Source organism: Agrobacterium sp. ST15.16.024 (assembly GCF_027956545.1).
Lineage (GTDB): Bacteria > Pseudomonadota > Alphaproteobacteria > Rhizobiales > Rhizobiaceae > Agrobacterium > Agrobacterium cucumeris.
This window is the reverse complement of sequence record NZ_JAQKGO010000008.1, coordinates 38,211-53,307: the sequence shown is the minus strand read 5'-3', so window position 1 is coordinate 53,307 and position 15,097 is coordinate 38,211. Positions and strand designations below refer to the sequence as shown.

Annotated in this window: 18 protein-coding genes; 13 read left to right on the top strand and 5 right to left on the bottom strand. The window is 58.2% G+C overall.

The genetic code is table 11. The features are described 5' to 3' along the window. Positions 1-142: 142 nt before the first annotated feature. The 4 genes from PL640_RS20320 to PL640_RS20305 all read right to left on the bottom strand — a co-directional run bounded on the left by PL640_RS20320 (position 143) and on the right by PL640_RS20305 (position 4,411). Positions 143-1,216 carry an ABC transporter ATP-binding protein gene (locus PL640_RS20320; RefSeq protein ID WP_271363256.1) on the bottom strand — a complete coding sequence of 358 codons (1,074 nt, stop codon included), beginning with the start codon at positions 1,214-1,216 and terminating at the stop codon, positions 143-145. A gap of 77 nt (positions 1,217-1,293) precedes the next feature. Beyond that, entirely contained in the window at positions 1,294-2,169 is an 876-nt protein-coding gene (locus PL640_RS20315; protein ID WP_142843209.1) for a carbohydrate ABC transporter permease, read from the bottom strand. After that, complete coding sequence (locus tag PL640_RS20310) at positions 2,162-3,040, bottom strand: carbohydrate ABC transporter permease (RefSeq protein WP_225245840.1); 879 nt, start codon at positions 3,038-3,040, stop codon at positions 2,162-2,164. The genes PL640_RS20315 and PL640_RS20310 overlap by 8 nt, the downstream gene beginning before the upstream one ends. Positions 3,041-3,121: 81 nt before the next feature. Next, positions 3,122-4,411, bottom strand: coding sequence for an ABC transporter substrate-binding protein (locus PL640_RS20305; RefSeq protein WP_137454782.1), 1,290 nt, complete (start codon positions 4,409-4,411; stop codon positions 3,122-3,124). A gap of 117 nt (positions 4,412-4,528) precedes the next feature. Here PL640_RS20305 and PL640_RS20300 point away from each other — a divergent pair, with 117 nt between their 5' ends. From PL640_RS20300 to PL640_RS20240, 13 genes are all read left to right on the top strand, one after another. Beyond that, complete coding sequence (locus tag PL640_RS20300; RefSeq protein ID WP_110760058.1) at positions 4,529-5,227, top strand: TetR/AcrR family transcriptional regulator; 699 nt, start codon at positions 4,529-4,531, stop codon at positions 5,225-5,227. Between the two features lie 244 nt (positions 5,228-5,471). Next, entirely contained in the window at positions 5,472-6,614 is a 1,143-nt protein-coding gene (locus PL640_RS20295; protein ID WP_065116516.1) for a Gfo/Idh/MocA family protein, read from the top strand. 10 nt (positions 6,615-6,624) lie between these two features. Further along, on the top strand, positions 6,625-7,788 hold the full coding sequence (locus PL640_RS20290; protein ID WP_271363252.1) for a dihydrodipicolinate synthase family protein: 1,164 nt from the start codon (positions 6,625-6,627) through the stop codon (positions 7,786-7,788). A gap of 27 nt (positions 7,789-7,815) precedes the next feature. Continuing rightward, the gene (locus PL640_RS20285; protein WP_065116518.1) at positions 7,816-8,637 is read left to right on the top strand and encodes a sugar phosphate isomerase/epimerase family protein; all 822 of its coding nucleotides are present in this window, start codon (positions 7,816-7,818) and stop codon (positions 8,635-8,637) included. Between the two features lie 19 nt (positions 8,638-8,656). Further along, positions 8,657-9,892, top strand: a complete 1,236-nt coding sequence (locus tag PL640_RS20280; RefSeq protein ID WP_142843213.1) for a Gfo/Idh/MocA family protein — start codon at positions 8,657-8,659, stop codon at positions 9,890-9,892. A gap of 333 nt (positions 9,893-10,225) precedes the next feature. Beyond that, positions 10,226-10,399, top strand: coding sequence for a hypothetical protein (locus PL640_RS20275; protein ID WP_271363251.1), 174 nt, complete (start codon positions 10,226-10,228; stop codon positions 10,397-10,399). Between the two features lie 266 nt (positions 10,400-10,665). Then, entirely contained in the window at positions 10,666-10,875 is a 210-nt protein-coding gene (locus tag PL640_RS20270; protein WP_046800412.1) for a cold-shock protein, read from the top strand. A 103-nt stretch (positions 10,876-10,978) separates the two neighbouring features. Further along, a complete protein-coding gene (locus PL640_RS20265; RefSeq protein WP_142843214.1) occupies positions 10,979-11,266 on the top strand; it encodes a cold-shock protein in 288 nt (95 codons plus the stop codon). 28 nt (positions 11,267-11,294) lie between these two features. Next, entirely contained in the window at positions 11,295-11,531 is a 237-nt protein-coding gene (gene rpsU, locus PL640_RS20260) for a 30S ribosomal protein S21 (RefSeq protein WP_046800410.1), read from the top strand. A 34-nt stretch (positions 11,532-11,565) separates the two neighbouring features. Next, entirely contained in the window at positions 11,566-11,781 is a 216-nt protein-coding gene (locus PL640_RS20255) for a hypothetical protein (protein ID WP_269702737.1), read from the top strand. A gap of 146 nt (positions 11,782-11,927) precedes the next feature. Further along, positions 11,928-12,200 (top strand): hypothetical protein, encoded by a 273-nt coding sequence (locus PL640_RS20250; RefSeq protein WP_271363250.1) that lies wholly within the window; start codon positions 11,928-11,930, stop codon positions 12,198-12,200. A gap of 87 nt (positions 12,201-12,287) precedes the next feature. Then, positions 12,288-12,425, top strand: a complete 138-nt coding sequence (locus PL640_RS20245; protein ID WP_167379179.1) for a hypothetical protein — start codon at positions 12,288-12,290, stop codon at positions 12,423-12,425. 599 nt (positions 12,426-13,024) lie between these two features. After that, positions 13,025-13,312 (top strand): hypothetical protein, encoded by a 288-nt coding sequence (locus tag PL640_RS20240; RefSeq protein ID WP_271363248.1) that lies wholly within the window; start codon positions 13,025-13,027, stop codon positions 13,310-13,312. Positions 13,313-13,683: 371 nt separating this feature from the next. Here the strand turns inward: PL640_RS20240 and PL640_RS20235 are convergent, their stop codons facing one another. Next, positions 13,684-14,793, bottom strand: coding sequence for an acyltransferase family protein (locus PL640_RS20235; protein ID WP_271363247.1), 1,110 nt, complete (start codon positions 14,791-14,793; stop codon positions 13,684-13,686). Positions 14,794-15,097: the final 304 nt, after the last annotated feature.

Sequence of the window (15,097 nt, the reverse complement as noted above, 5' to 3'; positions counted from 1 at the left end):
CTCGGTCCTGTGCCGGGGATCTAATTACATTGAACAAAATCAACATGTTGCAGATCCTCGGGACAGGCCCGAGGATAATAAACGCAAGCTTTGCGGACTTCGTTAGCCGCCCTGTGGTGAGACAGCTCTCACCCACCCACTCTCATATCCGCCGCCCATCCGCCCCGAACAGATGGGTCTTGGCCAGATCGAATGCAAAGGGAATGGTCTCGCCGATGCGGATTGGGCGCTGGCCGTCCAGCAGCACGGTGGCCGGTTGGCCGTCCGGGGTGTTGGTGTAAACCACCGTCGAGCCGCCCAGATGTTCCACGAGCTGGATGGAAGCTTCGCCGAGCGAGGATTGCGCCTGCGGGTTGACGTGTTCGGGGCGCACGCCGAAGGTCAGCGGTTCGCCTTCGCCGGCCGCAACCGGCTTTTCCAGCACGATGCGCTGGCCGGCCACCTCGATGGTGCGGTTGGAGCTGTCGCCTGCAACCACCTTGGCGGAGAGGAAGTTCATCTTCGGCGAGCCGATGAAGCCGGCCACGAACTGGTTGGCGGGATTATTGTAAAGATCGAGCGGGCGGCCGACCTGCATGATGCGGCCGTCACGCAGCACGACGATCTTGTCGGCCATTGTCATGGCTTCCACCTGGTCATGCGTCACATAGATCATGGTGCTGCCGAGCGTCTGGTGCAGCTTGGCGATTTCGACGCGCATCTGCACGCGCAGTTCGGCATCGAGGTTGGACAGAGGCTCATCGAAGAGGAAGATTTTCGGCTCGCGCACGATGGCCCGGCCGATGGCGACACGCTGGCGCTGGCCGCCCGAAAGCGCCTTCGGCTTGCGCTGCAACAGCGGGCCGATCTGCAGGATATCGGCGGCCTTCTGCACCCGCGCCTCGACCTCCGGTTTTTTGTAACCCGCGGTTTCCAGACCGAAGGCGAGGTTCTTGTAGACGCTCATATGCGGATAAAGCGCATAGGACTGGAAAACCATGGCGATGCCGCGTTTGGAGGCGGCTGTTTCGTTGACCCTTTCGCCATCGATGCGAAGATCACCCTCGGAGATTTCCTCCAGCCCGGCAATCATGCGCAAAAGCGTGGATTTACCACAGCCCGAGGGGCCGACAAAAACGGTGAATTCACCCGGCTCGATCTTCAGATCGATACCGTGAACGACCGGAAAAGCGCCGAACCGCTTGACGATTTTTTCCAGAGTAATGCTGCTTGCCATGCTGTTTCTCCCGACTGTCGCGCCGCGCCAAGGGCGGCCGCGACAGTGTTGATGGTCTTATAAAATGTTTTCTCGGTTCAGCGTTTCATTCCCGTCGTGGCGATGCCTTCGATCAGCAGCCGCTGGAAAAACAGGAAGAACAGGAAGACCGGCACCAGTGACAGGTTGGACATGGCGAAAAGCGAGGTCCAGTCCGAGCTGCCGGTGGAATCCACGAAGGATCTGAGGCCAAGCTGCACGGTGTAGGTGTTGATGTCGTTCAGATAGATCAGCGGACCGAAGAAATCGTCCCAGGTCCAGATGAAGGAAAAGATGGCGGCCGTCGCCAGCACCGGCATCGACAGGGGCAACATGATCTTCCAGTAGATGCGGAAGGGCGAGCAGCCATCCATGACAGCAGCCTCGTCCAGTTCACGCGGGATACCGCGGAAGAACTGCACCATCAGGAAGATGAAGAAGGCATCCGTCGCGAGGTACTTCGGCACGATCAGCGGCAGCGAGGTGTTCACCCAGCCCATTTCCAGAAACAGGATATATTGCGGAATGAGCACGACGTGATAGGGCAACATCAAGGTGCCGAGCATCAGCGCGAACCAGAAATTGCGCCCACCGAACCGCAGCCTTGCAAAAGCGAATGCGGTGAGCGAGCAGCCGACGACATTGCCGATGGTGGCGAGCACCGAGATGAAGAAGGAGTTCCAGAAGAACTGCCCGAAACTCACCTGCAGCCCGGTCCAGCCGCGGATATAACCGCCGATATCGACCGACGAGGGAATGAGCGAGGAAGAACCGAACAGCTCATCCTGCGGCCGGAACGAACCTGAAATCATCCACAGGATCGGATAGAGCATCGCAAAGGAAGCAATGATCAGCGCGGTGTGGAGCATCACCGATTTCAGCGGCGTGCGTTGCGGGCCTTGTCCGGGCCGAGGGGCGGTAACAGCGTCAGTCATCGTAATGCACCCAGTATTTCGCGCTGAGGAACGAGAAGGCCGTGAACAGCGAGATGATGATCACCAAAATCCAGGCAAGCGCCGAGGCGTAGCCCATGCGGAAGAAACCAAAGGCTTCCTGATAGAGGTAGAGCGTGTAGAACAGCGTCGAGTTGATCGGCCCGCCGGTGCCTTCGGAAATGATGAAGGCGGGCGTGAAGGCCTTGAAGGCATCGATCGTCTGGATCACGGCGTTGAAGAAGATCACCGGCGTCAGGAGCGGCAGGGTAATGCGAAAGAACTGCCGCACCTTGCTTGCACCGTCGATTTCGGCGGCTTCATACATATCCTGCGGGATTTGTCTCAGACCCGCGAGGAAGATGATCATCGGCGAACCAAACTGCCAGACCGACAGGATGACCAGCGTGTAGATCGAATAATCCGGATTGGAAATCCAGCTCGGTCCTTCATAACCGAAAGCCTGCCACAGGATCATGTTGACGAGGCCGTCAGAGGCGAAAAGCTGGCGCCAGAGCACGGCAATGGCCACGCTGGAACCCAGCAGCGACGGCAGATAGAAGATCGCCCGGTAGAGCGTCAAACCCTTGATGCCGCGATTGAAGGCGAGCGCCACCAGCAGGGCGAAGATGAGCTTCAGCGGCACCGACAGCAGCACATAGGTAAACGTCACCTGCATGGCCGCTGCAAATTTCGGATCATCGGTGGCGATGCGCACATAGTTCGCCGCCCCCACCCAGTCCGGCGACTGCAACAGGTCATAATTGGTGAAAGACAGGTAAAGCGACGCGAGCGCCGGGCCCAGCGTCAGGCCGAAGAAGCCTATCAGCCAGGGGAGGAGAAACAGGTAGGCGTGAATATTGCGGTCGAACATCCGCTTCACGCTGCCCCGCTTCGGGAGAGCCGCGCCACGGCTCTCCCCCACAAGAGTTTCAGATCGAAATGCCATACGCAATCACTTCCGTTTGATAACGGTTTCAGATTCCTTGACGAGGCGGTCACCGCCCTCTTCAGGCGAAATCTTGCCGAAGCCAACTTCCTCCGCCGTGCGTTTCAGGACAAAGGCGAACTCGCCTGCACCCGGGGGTGGCGCCGGCGGCAGATCGCCGACGCCGGGGGTAATCTCGGCAATATATTCCACCATGCTCTTGCTGACCTCATCGAGCTTGGGGGTAAGCGCGTTACGCATGGATTCCGAAGCGGGAACACCGCGTTCAACGCCCAGAATATCGATGCCCTGCGGGTCGGCGACCAGGAAGTTGATGAACCCAACCGCCTGCTCGATGCCGGCGCTGCCATTGGCGACGCTGATAAGCATGGAAGGTTTGAGATAGTGGCCGGAAGGGCCATCCTTCGTGCTCTTCGGATAGGAGCTTATGGCAAGCTTGGCCTTGTTGAGCTTCTGATAACCGACGAACTGGTTGGAATGGGCGAATGCAGTTGCCGCCTTGCCCGTCGTCAGCGGGTTGGTTTCGATATTGAGCTGGTCGAGCGCCTGCACATCGGCCGGCACACAGGCGCCGCTCTTGCGCAGATCCGCCCACAAAGTGAACCACTTGGTCGCATCAGCAGGGTCAAAGCCGATGCCGCCATCCTGCGTGTAGAGCGATTTGCCGTTCTGGCGCAGCCAGTTCTCAAAGCTCGGCTCCACGCCGCTGGCATCGGCGGTGGCATAATAACCGGGCTTCGGCTTGTTCTTGCTGAGCTTGGCGGCGTTTTCGGCAAACTCTTCCCAGGTCTGGCCGATGGATGGCGGCGTCGCGCCGGATTTTTCCCAGGCCGCCTGGTCGAAGAAAACGGCGCTGGAATTGACGCCGAGATTAATGCCGTAAAGCTTGCCATCGACCCGGCCGGAATCGATGTTCATCTTGCCGAAATCTTCGATCTTCAGGCCCTTGCCGATATATTCATCGAGCGGCGCAAGCGCGCCGCGACGGCCATATTCGAAGATGTAACGATAATCCATCTGGATCAGGTCAGGCGCGTTGCGGCCCGCCACCTGCGTGGCAAGGCGCGGCCAGTAATCACTCCAGCCGGCAAACTCACCGGCAATATCGAGATCCGGCTTGACCTGCTTGTAGGCCGATATCGCCTTGTTGGTGCGATCGGCGCGTTCCTGCGACCCCCACCACAACATGCGAAGGCGCGCGGCCTGCGCCTGCGCCGACCCTCCTCCCAATGTTGCAAGCGACAGGGCCGCAAGCCCTGCTGAAAGCACACCTCTCCTGTGAAGCATCATGGGCATTGGCAACTCCTCCCTATTGACTGCCAATTGATGATGAACGTAAACGACACTTGCCGTTTTATAACTAATTGGTTACATGGGAACACTGATCGCAAACATTGTCAAGCGGGTGCTGAAATGGAAGAAACGACAAAAAACCAGCCACTCGATCCGGCTTCGGAAAAAGCGCCTGCGCCCAAGCGCAAACGCGCCACCGCACAGGTGCGAAACCCTGAAAGGACCCGGGCCGCCATCCTTGAAGCCGCCCGCCGCGAGGTGGCCGCCAAGGGGCTGGCGGGGGCACGGATAGATGTAGTCGCCCGCCGCGCCGGCACTAACAAGCGGATGATCTACCATTATTTCGGCGACAAGGATGCGCTTTATCTCGCCGTTCTGGAAGATGCCTATCGCCATATTCGCCACACCGAAAGGCGACTCGACCTCACCCGCAAGCCCCCTTCGGAGGGGTTGCGGGAGCTTGCGCTTTTCACCTGGCACTATTTCCTCGATCACCCCGAATTCCTGAGCATCCTCGCCACCGAAAACCTCAATAAAGCCCGTTATCTCAGGCAATCCCCGACGATTGCCGCCATGCATTCGAATTTCATTTCGGAGCTGGAAGAGGTGCTGCGGCGCGGCAGCGACGCCGGCGAATTCCGCGACGGCCTCGATCCGATCGACGTCTATCTGACCATCGCTTCACTCGGTGCATTCTATCTTTCGAACCGATTCACGCTCTCGACGATCTTCCAGCGCGACCTGACCGACCCTGCCGAACTGGAAAGATGGGGCCAGCACATCGTCGACACGTTGCTTGCTGCAGTGCGGCCAGTCTGAGCCGGCAGAACCGAATTCTCGTTTAACAACAGCGACGACGCGCTTTCGCATCCGCGAAGCGCGTCGTTTTCTTTTGCGGCGCGGTGAAGAAGCCAGACGGCGGCCTTTCTCGAAATTTGAATTTTGTGCGCCAAAAACACCTTGACAGATCGCATCCTTCACGACCACAAATAACCAAATGGTTACAAATTGCCATGTTTGACGGAAGCGGCTTTCGGGAAAAGGCCGCCTTGGGAGGAAATTCATGAAACGTATCGGCGTCATCATGCACGGCATCACCGGCCGCATGGGTTACAACCAGCATCTCGTTCGCTCCGTTCTCGCTATTCGCGATCAGGGCGGCGTGCTTTTGAAGAACGGCGAAAGGGTCATGCTTGACCCCATTCTGGTCGGCCGCAACGGCGCAAAGATCGAGGAAATCGCGAAAAAGCATAATGTCGCCCGCTGGACGACCGATATCGATGCGGCGCTTGCAAACCCTGACGATACGCTGTTCTTCGATGCCGGCACGACGCAGATGCGCGGCAGCCTGCTGGAGAAAGCCATCAAGGCCGGCAAGAACGTTTATTGCGAAAAGCCGATTTCCGACACAATGGAAGAGGCGCTGGCGATTGCCCGGCTCGCCGAAAGCGCCGGCATCAAGCACGGCGTGGTGCAGGACAAGCTGTTCCTGCCCGGTCTGCGCAAGCTCGCCATGCTGCGGGACAGCGGATTTTTCGGCAAAATCCTCTCGGTGCGCGGCGAGTTCGGGTACTGGGTGTTCGAGGGCGACTGGCAGCCGGCGCAGCGCCCATCATGGAACTACCGCCTGAAGGATGGCGGCGGCATCATTCTCGATATGCTGTGCCACTGGCGTTATGTGCTCGACAATCTGTTCGGCCCGGTGAAATCGGTGAGCTGCCTTGGCGCCACCCATATTCCGGAACGTTTCGATGAGCAGGGCAAAGCCTATAAGGCGGATGCGGACGATGCGGCCTATGCCACTTTTGAGCTGGAAGGCGGCGCAATTGCCCACATCAACTCTTCATGGGCGGTGCGGGTACGCCGCGACGATCTCGTCACCTTCCAGGTGGATGGCACCCATGGTTCGGCGGTGGCGGGCCTGACCAAATGCTTCACCCAGCACCGTACCAATACACCGAAACCGGTGTGGAACCCCGACCAGCCGCAGACCATCGATTTCTACAAGACCTGGCAGGAAGTGCCCGACAATGTCGTTTATGACAACGGCTTCAAGGCGCAATGGGAAATGTTCGTGCGCCATCTGGTGGACAATGACCCATGGCCCTACGGGCTGATGGAAGGCGTGAAGGGCGTGCAGCTTGCCGAACTGGGGCTGAGATCGTGGAAGGAACGCCGCTGGCTCGACGTTCCCGCAATCTCTTGAGGAGGCTGACGTGAGCGAACTCAAGCTACCGAAGGACGACCGTAGTATCGAGGTCTACAAATTGTCCGGCACGCCCGTCGCGGTTGAAAAGCGAAGTGCTGCGGATTTCAACCGCGTCGCTTTCGCCGCCGCCCATGTGGTGGCCGATCCGTTTGCCGATAACGACCCGTGGTTGAACCCCGCCATAGACTGGGACGCGACGCTGCGCTTCCGTCACCGCCTGTGGGACCTTGGCCTCGGTGTCGCCGAGGCGATGGACACGGCGCAGCGCGGCATGGGGCTCGCTTGGCCGCAGGCCCAGGAACTCATCTCCCGTTCGCTGAAGGAAGCAGCCAGCCGCAAGGATGCGCTGATTGCCTGCGGCGTGGGCACAGACCATCTTGATAGTGGCGGTTATGACCTGAACCAGATTGTCGACTCTTATCTGGAACAGCTTGATTTTGTTCAGGGAGAAGGCGGGCGCGTTATCCTGATGGCAAGCCGTGCGCTGGCCGCTGCTGCCCGCTCGCCGGATGATTATCTCAAGGCTTATGCCAGGGTGCTTTCCCGCGCCGAACAGAAAGTGGTGATCCACTGGCTGGGCGAGATGTTCGACCCGGCGCTTGAGGGTTACTGGGGCTCCGGTGACCACATGCAGGCCATGGAAACCTGCCTTGCCATGATCGAGGAAAATGCCGACAAGATCGACGGCATCAAGATTTCGCTTCTTTCCAAGGAAAAGGAAATCGTCATGCGCCGCCGCCTGCCGGCTGGTGTTCGCATGTATACCGGCGACGACTTCAACTATGCCGAATTGATCGCCGGCGACGAACAGGGGCATTCGGACGCCCTGCTCGGCATTTTCGACGCCATTGCGCCGGCCGCCTCCAAGGCGCTTGCCAGCCTGAAGCGCGGCGCGGACAATGAATTCTTCGATATTCTGGAGCCGACGGTGGCGCTGTCGCGCCATATCTTCAAGGCGCCGACGCGCTTCTACAAGACCGGCGTGGTGTTCCTCGCCTATCTCAACGGGTTGCAGGAGCATTTCACCATGGTTGGCGGGCAGGAAAGCACTCGCTCCACGCAGCATTTCGCCGAGCTTTTCCGGCTGGCGGACAAGGCCAATGTGCTGGCCGAACCGGATCTCGCAACGCACCGCATGAAGGCGTTTCTTTCGGTCCGGGGCATTGGCTGAGGCAGCAGAACCAGGGGAGATATCGATATGAGCCTTGAGGGCCTTTCCATCAATTTCGCCACCGTGCGCCAGGGCGGTGCTTTTGGCGCCATCGTTGATGCCTGCCTTGCCCATGGCATCACCGCCATTTCACCCTGGCGCGAACAGGTGCACGGCGTCGGGCTCGCGGAAGCCGCCCGCATTGTCGAACAGAACGGCCTGCGCCTCAGCGGCCATTGCCGCGGCGGCTTTTTCCCCGCCCCCGATGCGGAAGGCCGACGCCGCGCCATCGAGGATAATAAACGCGCCGTCGATGAAGCGGCCGCCATGAAGGCCGATTGCCTCGTGCTTGTCGTGGGTGGCCTGCCCGCCGGCTCCCGCGATCTGAAAGGCGCGCGGCAGATGGTGGAAGACGGCATGGCCGAACTTCTACCCTATGCACGGGACGCTGGCGTGCCGCTTGCCATCGAACCGCTTCACCCCTTTTACGCCGCCGAGCGCGCCTGCTTCAACACACTGAAACAGTCGCTTGATCTCTGCGACCGGCTGGGGGCTGGCACCGGCGTTGCCATCGACGTCTACCACGTCTGGTGGGACCCGGAACTGGAGGAACAGGTGGCGCGGGCCGGCAGGAACGGGCAAATCCTTGCCCACCACATCTGCGACTGGCTGGTGCCGACCACCGATCCGCTCAATGATCGCGGAATGATGGGCGACGGCGTGATTGACCTGAAGGCATTTCGCGCCATGATCGAGGCTGCCGGCTTCCACGGCCCGCAGGAAGTGGAAATCTTTTCGCATCGCTGGCAGGCACGGCCAATGGACGAGGTTCTGTCCACGGTGGTCGAGCGTTTCAAGACTGTTTGTTGAGGTATCCGGGAGAGAGACAATGCCTGAAAGGGTGAAACGCAAACGCTATGCGCTGGTCGGCACCGGCAATCGCGGCACCACCATGTGGGGCCGCGAACTTCTGGCCGGCTGGAGCGATTATGTCGAGCTGGTCGGCATTTGCGACCTGAACCTGATGCGCGCCGAACGCGCCCGCGCCATGATGGGATCGAACGCACCGCTTTATGACGATTTCGACCGGATGATGCTGGAGCAGCGCCCGGAACTGGTGATCGTCTGCACGCCTGACGATACGCATGACGACATCATCATCCGCGCGCTGGAAGGCGGAGCGGATGTCATCAGCGAAAAACCCATGACCACCACCCCGGAAAAGATCGACCGTATTCGCGCAGCGGAGGCCAAAAGCGGCCGCCGGGTCGATGTGTCCTTCAATTACCGTTTCTCTCCCACCGCCGCGCGGATCAAGGAACTCATCGACGACGGGGCCATCGGCACCGTCACCTCAGTCGATTTCCACTGGTATCTCGACAACCAGCACGGTGCGGACTATTTCCGCCGCTGGCACGCCTTCACCGAACATTCCGGCAGCCTGTTCGTGCACAAGGCCACCCACCATTTCGATCTCTTGAACTGGTATCTCGATTCCGATCCCGTGGAAGTGAAGGGTTTCGGACAGCTGCTGCATTACGGCAAGAACGGCCCGTTCCGCGGAACGCGCTGTCGCACCTGTCCGCACAAGGATGAGTGCGATTATTTCATGGATCTCGGCGCCGATCCTTTCCTCGATGCGCTCTATGAAGATCCGTCGAGCATTGACGGTTATATGCGCGATGCCTGCGTCTTCCGCGAAGAGATCGACATCCCCGATACGATGAGCGCCTCGATCCGTTATGCGAGCGGCGTGCAGGTGTCCTATTCGCTCAACACCTATATGCCGATCGAAGGTCATCACATCGCCTTCAACGGCCATAAGGGCCGCATCGAGATGCGCCAATATGAAAAGCAGCCATGGACGGAGCCGCCGGCCGATGAAATCCTGCTGGTCAAAAGCTTCGGCGGCGGTGTCGAGCATATCTGGGTGCCGCATGAGCCGGGCGGCCATTATGGCGGCGACAACCGCATGCGCGACATGATCTTCAAACCGGGATCGAATGACCGGCTGCGCCAGCGGGCAGGTTCACGCGCCGGCGCCATGTCGGTTCTCTGTGGCGTGGCAGCGCTGAAGAGCGCCCGCGAGGGCGGCTCCGAAGCGGTGAAATCACTGCCGCTCTAGAATCTTCGGCGCGCGGCCGCTTCGATAGCGGGCCGCGCGCTGCAACTGGCAAAAAGAACGGACGATATTCCGCAGATTACGCGCCTCTTCCATCCCGATAATATGATCATCGGGGGAAGAGAGAGTGAATTATGTCCAGTTTTGAAGCCTTCGTTCCGCTTATCATCATCGGTGCCAGCCTGTTTGTTTTCTTCAAATGGGTGGGACGCGATATGAACAGGGACGAGAAAAAACCGCGATCCCGCCGCTGACGTATGAACAGCTGCCATAACCCGGCACAGCTGCGGAACCTCGCGCTTCTGCCGGCGTTTTCCTTCCAAAGGAGAACAGGCCATGATGCAGCAGAAAAAACCGAAGACAGACGAAAAGAGCCCTTCCAAGGCCGGCGAAATTCCGCCAGCCGGCCCGCACGCCAAACCTTCGCTTACCGATTATGACAAGACGCCGGGCGCAGGCAGCCTGCCGGATGGCGACAACGCGAAGGATGTTTCGCCTGGTGCCGGTTAACACGTATCCCGTGCGGCTTGCAGCTACAGGGCATCGCGGAAAACGTTTTAAAATAATTACTTACAAGAAATACTAAGATGACTTAACGTATTTTCCACCGCGCCCTCGTTGCAAAATTGAAAATTCCGGCTATATTTGCCCAATCGACCATTGCTTGTGACCGACGCTCCAGCCTCCGTGCTCTCGTTGGATTTCCTCTCAAATAATCGATCCAATCCCGCAAGGTATCGCGGGAACCACAACGATTGCTACGAAAGGAAATCGTTATGAACACTGGTACTGTAAAGTGGTTCAACGCCACCAAGGGCTTCGGCTTCATTCAGCCTGACAACGGCGGCACGGACGTTTTCGTTCACATCTCCGCAGTTGAGCGCGCAGGTCTGCGTTCGCTGAATGACGGCCAGAAGGTCACCTACGACATCGTTCAGGACCGTCGCTCGGGCAAAAGCTCCGCCGACAATCTGCGCGCTGCCTGATTTGTCATTCGCGCCGCTGGCGTTAATACGGCAGCGGGCGTAATGATTCTGAGAGGTCGGGTTAAGCCCGGCCTTTTACTTTTTTTGGCCATGGGAGGCTCTCATGCGCAAAAATCTTTACCGCTCCGGCGATGCGATTGTCCTCAAGGCGGGCGTCCTTGGCAGCAATCAGCCCAGCGGTCCTGGCCGTATCACAATGGTTCTGCCGGAAACACAGGGTTTGGTTCGTTTCAGGGTTCGTTTTCAGAACGAGAACTTCGAACGGAACATTGCGTCCGATGAAATCGATACCGCTTCGTCCTCATCGAGAGGAATGGATGCGGAAAGTTTAGCACCCCGTGCTTCGGGATCCAGCTGGATCAACTCAAGCACGATCAAAGTCAGAAAATAGCAGCGACGGCTGCTTTTAAGGAGATATTTTGCAGGTCATCGTCAGAGACAACAATGTCGAGCAAGCGCTTCGCGTCTTGAAGAAGAGAATGCAGCGCGAGGGTATTTTCCGCGAAATGCGTGCTCGTGAAGCTTACGAAAAGCCGTCGGCAAAGCGCGTTCGTGAAGAAGCCGAAGCCGTTCGCCGCCACCGCAAGCTGGCGAGAAAAAAGATGCAGCGCGAGGGACTGCTGCCGGCTCCTAAAAAGGCTGCCCGCACCCGCTAATTGCTAATCCTGCCTTCCCGCAAAGGAGAACGTCATGACCGAACCAAAAGAGGCTGTTTTCAAACCCGAAAAACTGTCCTCTCAGGATAAGGCCTCGATGACGGACAAGGCGGCAAGACAGATTATCACTGCCGAATCCGACCAGCGTACGCGCAAGACGGAACGGCTTCGCCAGCTTCGCGAAGCGCAGGAGGCGGCAACCGCCGCCACTCCGCACCCACCTGCCAAAAGGCCATCCGGTAAAAAATAGCGCCGTTGCGCATTTTGCCGTCGTCTACTCGAAAAACCTCTTGAACCTTATACGCAACAGGCGCACCTTTCGCCTGTCAGCAACCTGTTGAAGGGCGCTGGTGATTGAGGACAGACAGTCCTCGCCCCAAACGAAAGGAGGACGTAATGTCTTCCGAGTTTTATTCACCAAGTCTTTCACGCAACCTCGTCCGCACCGGCGGCGCGGGGTATCGGGAAAATGCGTCGCTGCGCCTGCTTCTGAACGCAGCCGAAGAAACGGCCATCCGCCAGGATCGCGACGCTTATTTTGCAGCCTTTCCGGATTTCGGCGTCCAGACCGACGTGTCGAAGAGAAGCGTTCCAGCGGGCCGCATTCGCCTGTCCAAACCGACCCTGTCCTTCGGGAAACAGTCACTGACGGGACCATCCTTGTCCTGACGGTGAAACTGCTTCCCACCCCTGCCCGCCTTGAGCGACGATGCTCAAGCGTCATATCAGATACTGCTTCAACACGAGGAGAACACCATGGCCAAGGGTCAATTGCGCAGCAACAAGGAAGTCCGCAAACCGAAGAAGGACAAGACCAAGGCTGCAGCCGCAGCGCCGACCGGTTCGCAGGTCAAGTTCGCAAACGCCACGACGGCGGACGGCAAGAAGAAATAACGGGGGCGTCCCAAGTGGCTGCCGGCAAATTATAGAGGGTAAGACATCCTTTTAATTACCGGACTTGTTTTGGCCACATTGCCCACCTATATAGCTCATATGGCAACTGCTGGTGAGCGCGAATGAAATTGTCGTTCGCAGTTGTTTTAGTCGCTTTAGACTTTTGACCACGGATGTACTGGCACTGGTGTTGAAAGCGATATGAGGAAGGTCGGTGCAATATTGCCCCGGCCTTTTTTGTTGCCTGCAATGCTGCGGATGACAGATGCCGCAGATTACAAATATCTCTGAACGTGCGATCGGCGGCCGAATTAACTTGCCTATCAGCCCCAAAGGGCGCACGATTCCCCATCGGTAATTTATGGGCGTTACCGCCGTCAGGCTGATATGCCGTCCCAAAGCCCCCGTCCTGCGCATGTCGTTGACCGACAGGACTTTTCGTATTTTTTAAACGACATGCACGGCGGCATCGGCCGGGACACCGGAAATGGTTTTCCTTGGTATCGCCCGTCGTTTCAAAACGTTGAAGCGTCCTTGCATGGCGTCCGGAAGGACGCGTGACGCTCCGGCTTTGTGTACTCCACAGAAAGGAGGACGTCATGTCTTCCACTTGCGACAATTGCATCATTTCATCACAAGACCTGAAAATGCTTCAATCGGTGCTCGAAGGTCTGGGTTATGACCACCACCTCGTTGATGACGAGGCTCTTCTTTACAACAATGCGGCCCGCAAGGTGATCCAGCTGTTTCAGGACGGGTTGACCGACCCGGACGATCTTTCGGGCGAAATGCTTTTTCTGTTCGGCATTCACAAACATGAACGCGTGAAGGCCTGGAAGCCGCTGCCGCGTTACGCGATCCAGGGTCTGCCGCCGCTTTATCGATGATGGAAATGCCCTCGTGCCTTGCATGAAGGGCAACCTTCAAAATCACCGATGAAAATAACGGCTTGGCAAATGCCGTATATCAGGCAAGACTGAAATGGAGCGTCCTGCATGCGTTCACGCGCAACACGGGACGCTTCCCGTATGGAATTTGCAGCATCAGACATTGCAGAACCGCGACTGGCTTGCGGCAATGTCCTGACCGGGTTTCATATCGGCAAGTTTTGCGTCTGCGTGGAGGGTGGAGTATGACGTATGACTGGAGCGGCCGCAGGATGCGGCGTATGCGAGCGGCGAAACTGACGATCATCAGCCTCGTCGCGGCTTTCGTGCTGACGGCTCCGATCTTTGCGCATTACTGAAACCACGCAAATTTAACGTCCGATCAAACCGTCTGGCTGATTTTGTCCGGCTTTCTTCAGGCGGTTCTTCAGCCATTTTTGAACCGGCTGATCATAATGCACCGTCAACCACCATGACAGGCAGGTCGTCCCGACCAGGAAAACGATGCCGGCCGGCAAAGCCATGTTCGTCCCATCAACGGCGGGTATCAGAAGCTCCGTCCAGGCCAGAAGCGGAATATGCAGAACATACACCGCATAGGACGCCGTACCCAGAAACGCCGACACAACTGCCGTCCTGCGGCCCGGAACCGTCTGGCTTGCGACGAACAATAACAGCGGCCAGATGAGCAGCACGACCATAAGATCGAAGAATGGTCGAAGCTCCCGCGTCATCGGCACGGCGAGGATGAAGCAGACCAGCAGAAGACAAAGAACAGCCTGTACCGGCCGCAGCTGCGGCGCGTGGCTGCGGTAACGATAAATCAGCACGCCGATGAAAAACGAGAAAAATACCCGTCCCATGCCGGCATACATCTCATGCCAGCGAAAACCCGCATGCAAGCGGCCAAACTCAGCCGCGGCCACCATCAGCACAATGGCGCTGACGGCCAGCACTGCAGCCGTCTGTTTCGCCGTCGCCCGCACGCCCCAGCGGGCATAAAACACATTCACCACCAGCTCGTTGAACAGCGACCATGCCGGGCTGACGAGAAACAACGCGCCGTTGAGGGTGAGCGTGAAGGGAGCCGGCAGAAAGAGAAGCCCCGTGACCAGAGCGAAAGCCAGCTCGCCCGGCTCGATATGGCGATGAAGATCATCGATCGGCGTTGGCAGGCCCAGCACATAAAGACAGATGAAATAGGCGGCCATCAGTGCCAGCGCCAGGCCGTAAAGCGGATAAAGACGGGCAAAGCGCGCCTTCATGAAAAAGCCGGGGGAAATCGTCCCCTCGAGCAACTTCCTGCTATAGGCATGCGCCAGCACGAAACCGCTCAAGGCAAAGAAGAGATCCACCGCGAGATAGCTCGACGCCGTGCTTTTTCCGAAAAGCTGCTCGGCATGACGGTGAACGATGAAGAGGGCAGCCACACCCCTTACGCCGTCGAGCAATATGAAGCGTTCCGGGGATGATTGGACCATGATATTGGGGCTCGGTGGGGCTGAACGATATTATTCCACAAAAACGAGGTTTACCGCGCAGCGGCTCATCGCTTCCAGTCACAAACTGTTTAACGCAGCATACACCGCTCAATATTATGAAACACTTCCCCTTGGCCGACACTCTTCCGCAGACGTTAAAGGCATGCTACGTCCGGATGTCATCGATGCTTTGCCCCTTTGACTTTGCGCATCACGCCCCGCGAAAACCGGCTTCGATTTTTGTGAGGGATACGCCGGGCGCAAATTGGGATCGGGCAGATCGGAGACAGGCAACTTTCGCGGA

Bases quoted from the DNA above. Each gene is read 5' to 3' on its own strand.
- PL640_RS20250 (WP_271363250.1), top strand. From the start codon at position 11,928: ATGTCTTCCGAGTTTTATTCACCAAGTCTTTCACGCAACCTCGTCCGC.
- PL640_RS20300 (WP_110760058.1), top strand. From the start codon at position 4,529: ATGGAAGAAACGACAAAAAACCAGCCACTCGATCCGGCTTCGGAAAAA.
- PL640_RS20305 (WP_137454782.1), bottom strand. From the start codon at position 4,411: ATGCCCATGATGCTTCACAGGAGAGGTGTGCTTTCAGCAGGGCTTGCG.
- PL640_RS20240 (WP_271363248.1), top strand. From the start codon at position 13,025: ATGTCTTCCACTTGCGACAATTGCATCATTTCATCACAAGACCTGAAA.
- PL640_RS20320 (WP_271363256.1), bottom strand. From the start codon at position 1,216: ATGGCAAGCAGCATTACTCTGGAAAAAATCGTCAAGCGGTTCGGCGCT.
- PL640_RS20275 (WP_271363251.1), top strand. From the start codon at position 10,226: ATGATGCAGCAGAAAAAACCGAAGACAGACGAAAAGAGCCCTTCCAAG.
- PL640_RS20285 (WP_065116518.1), top strand. From the start codon at position 7,816: ATGAGCCTTGAGGGCCTTTCCATCAATTTCGCCACCGTGCGCCAGGGC.
- PL640_RS20270 (WP_046800412.1), top strand. From the start codon at position 10,666: ATGAACACTGGTACTGTAAAGTGGTTCAACGCCACCAAGGGCTTCGGC.
- PL640_RS20235 (WP_271363247.1), bottom strand. From the start codon at position 14,793: ATGGTCCAATCATCCCCGGAACGCTTCATATTGCTCGACGGCGTAAGG.
- PL640_RS20310 (WP_225245840.1), bottom strand. From the start codon at position 3,040: ATGTTCGACCGCAATATTCACGCCTACCTGTTTCTCCTCCCCTGGCTG.
- PL640_RS20255 (WP_269702737.1), top strand. From the start codon at position 11,566: ATGACCGAACCAAAAGAGGCTGTTTTCAAACCCGAAAAACTGTCCTCT.
- PL640_RS20245 (WP_167379179.1), top strand. From the start codon at position 12,288: ATGGCCAAGGGTCAATTGCGCAGCAACAAGGAAGTCCGCAAACCGAAG.
- PL640_RS20315 (WP_142843209.1), bottom strand. From the start codon at position 2,169: ATGACTGACGCTGTTACCGCCCCTCGGCCCGGACAAGGCCCGCAACGC.
- PL640_RS20295 (WP_065116516.1), top strand. From the start codon at position 5,472: ATGAAACGTATCGGCGTCATCATGCACGGCATCACCGGCCGCATGGGT.
- PL640_RS20280 (WP_142843213.1), top strand. From the start codon at position 8,657: ATGCCTGAAAGGGTGAAACGCAAACGCTATGCGCTGGTCGGCACCGGC.
- PL640_RS20265 (WP_142843214.1), top strand. From the start codon at position 10,979: ATGCGCAAAAATCTTTACCGCTCCGGCGATGCGATTGTCCTCAAGGCG.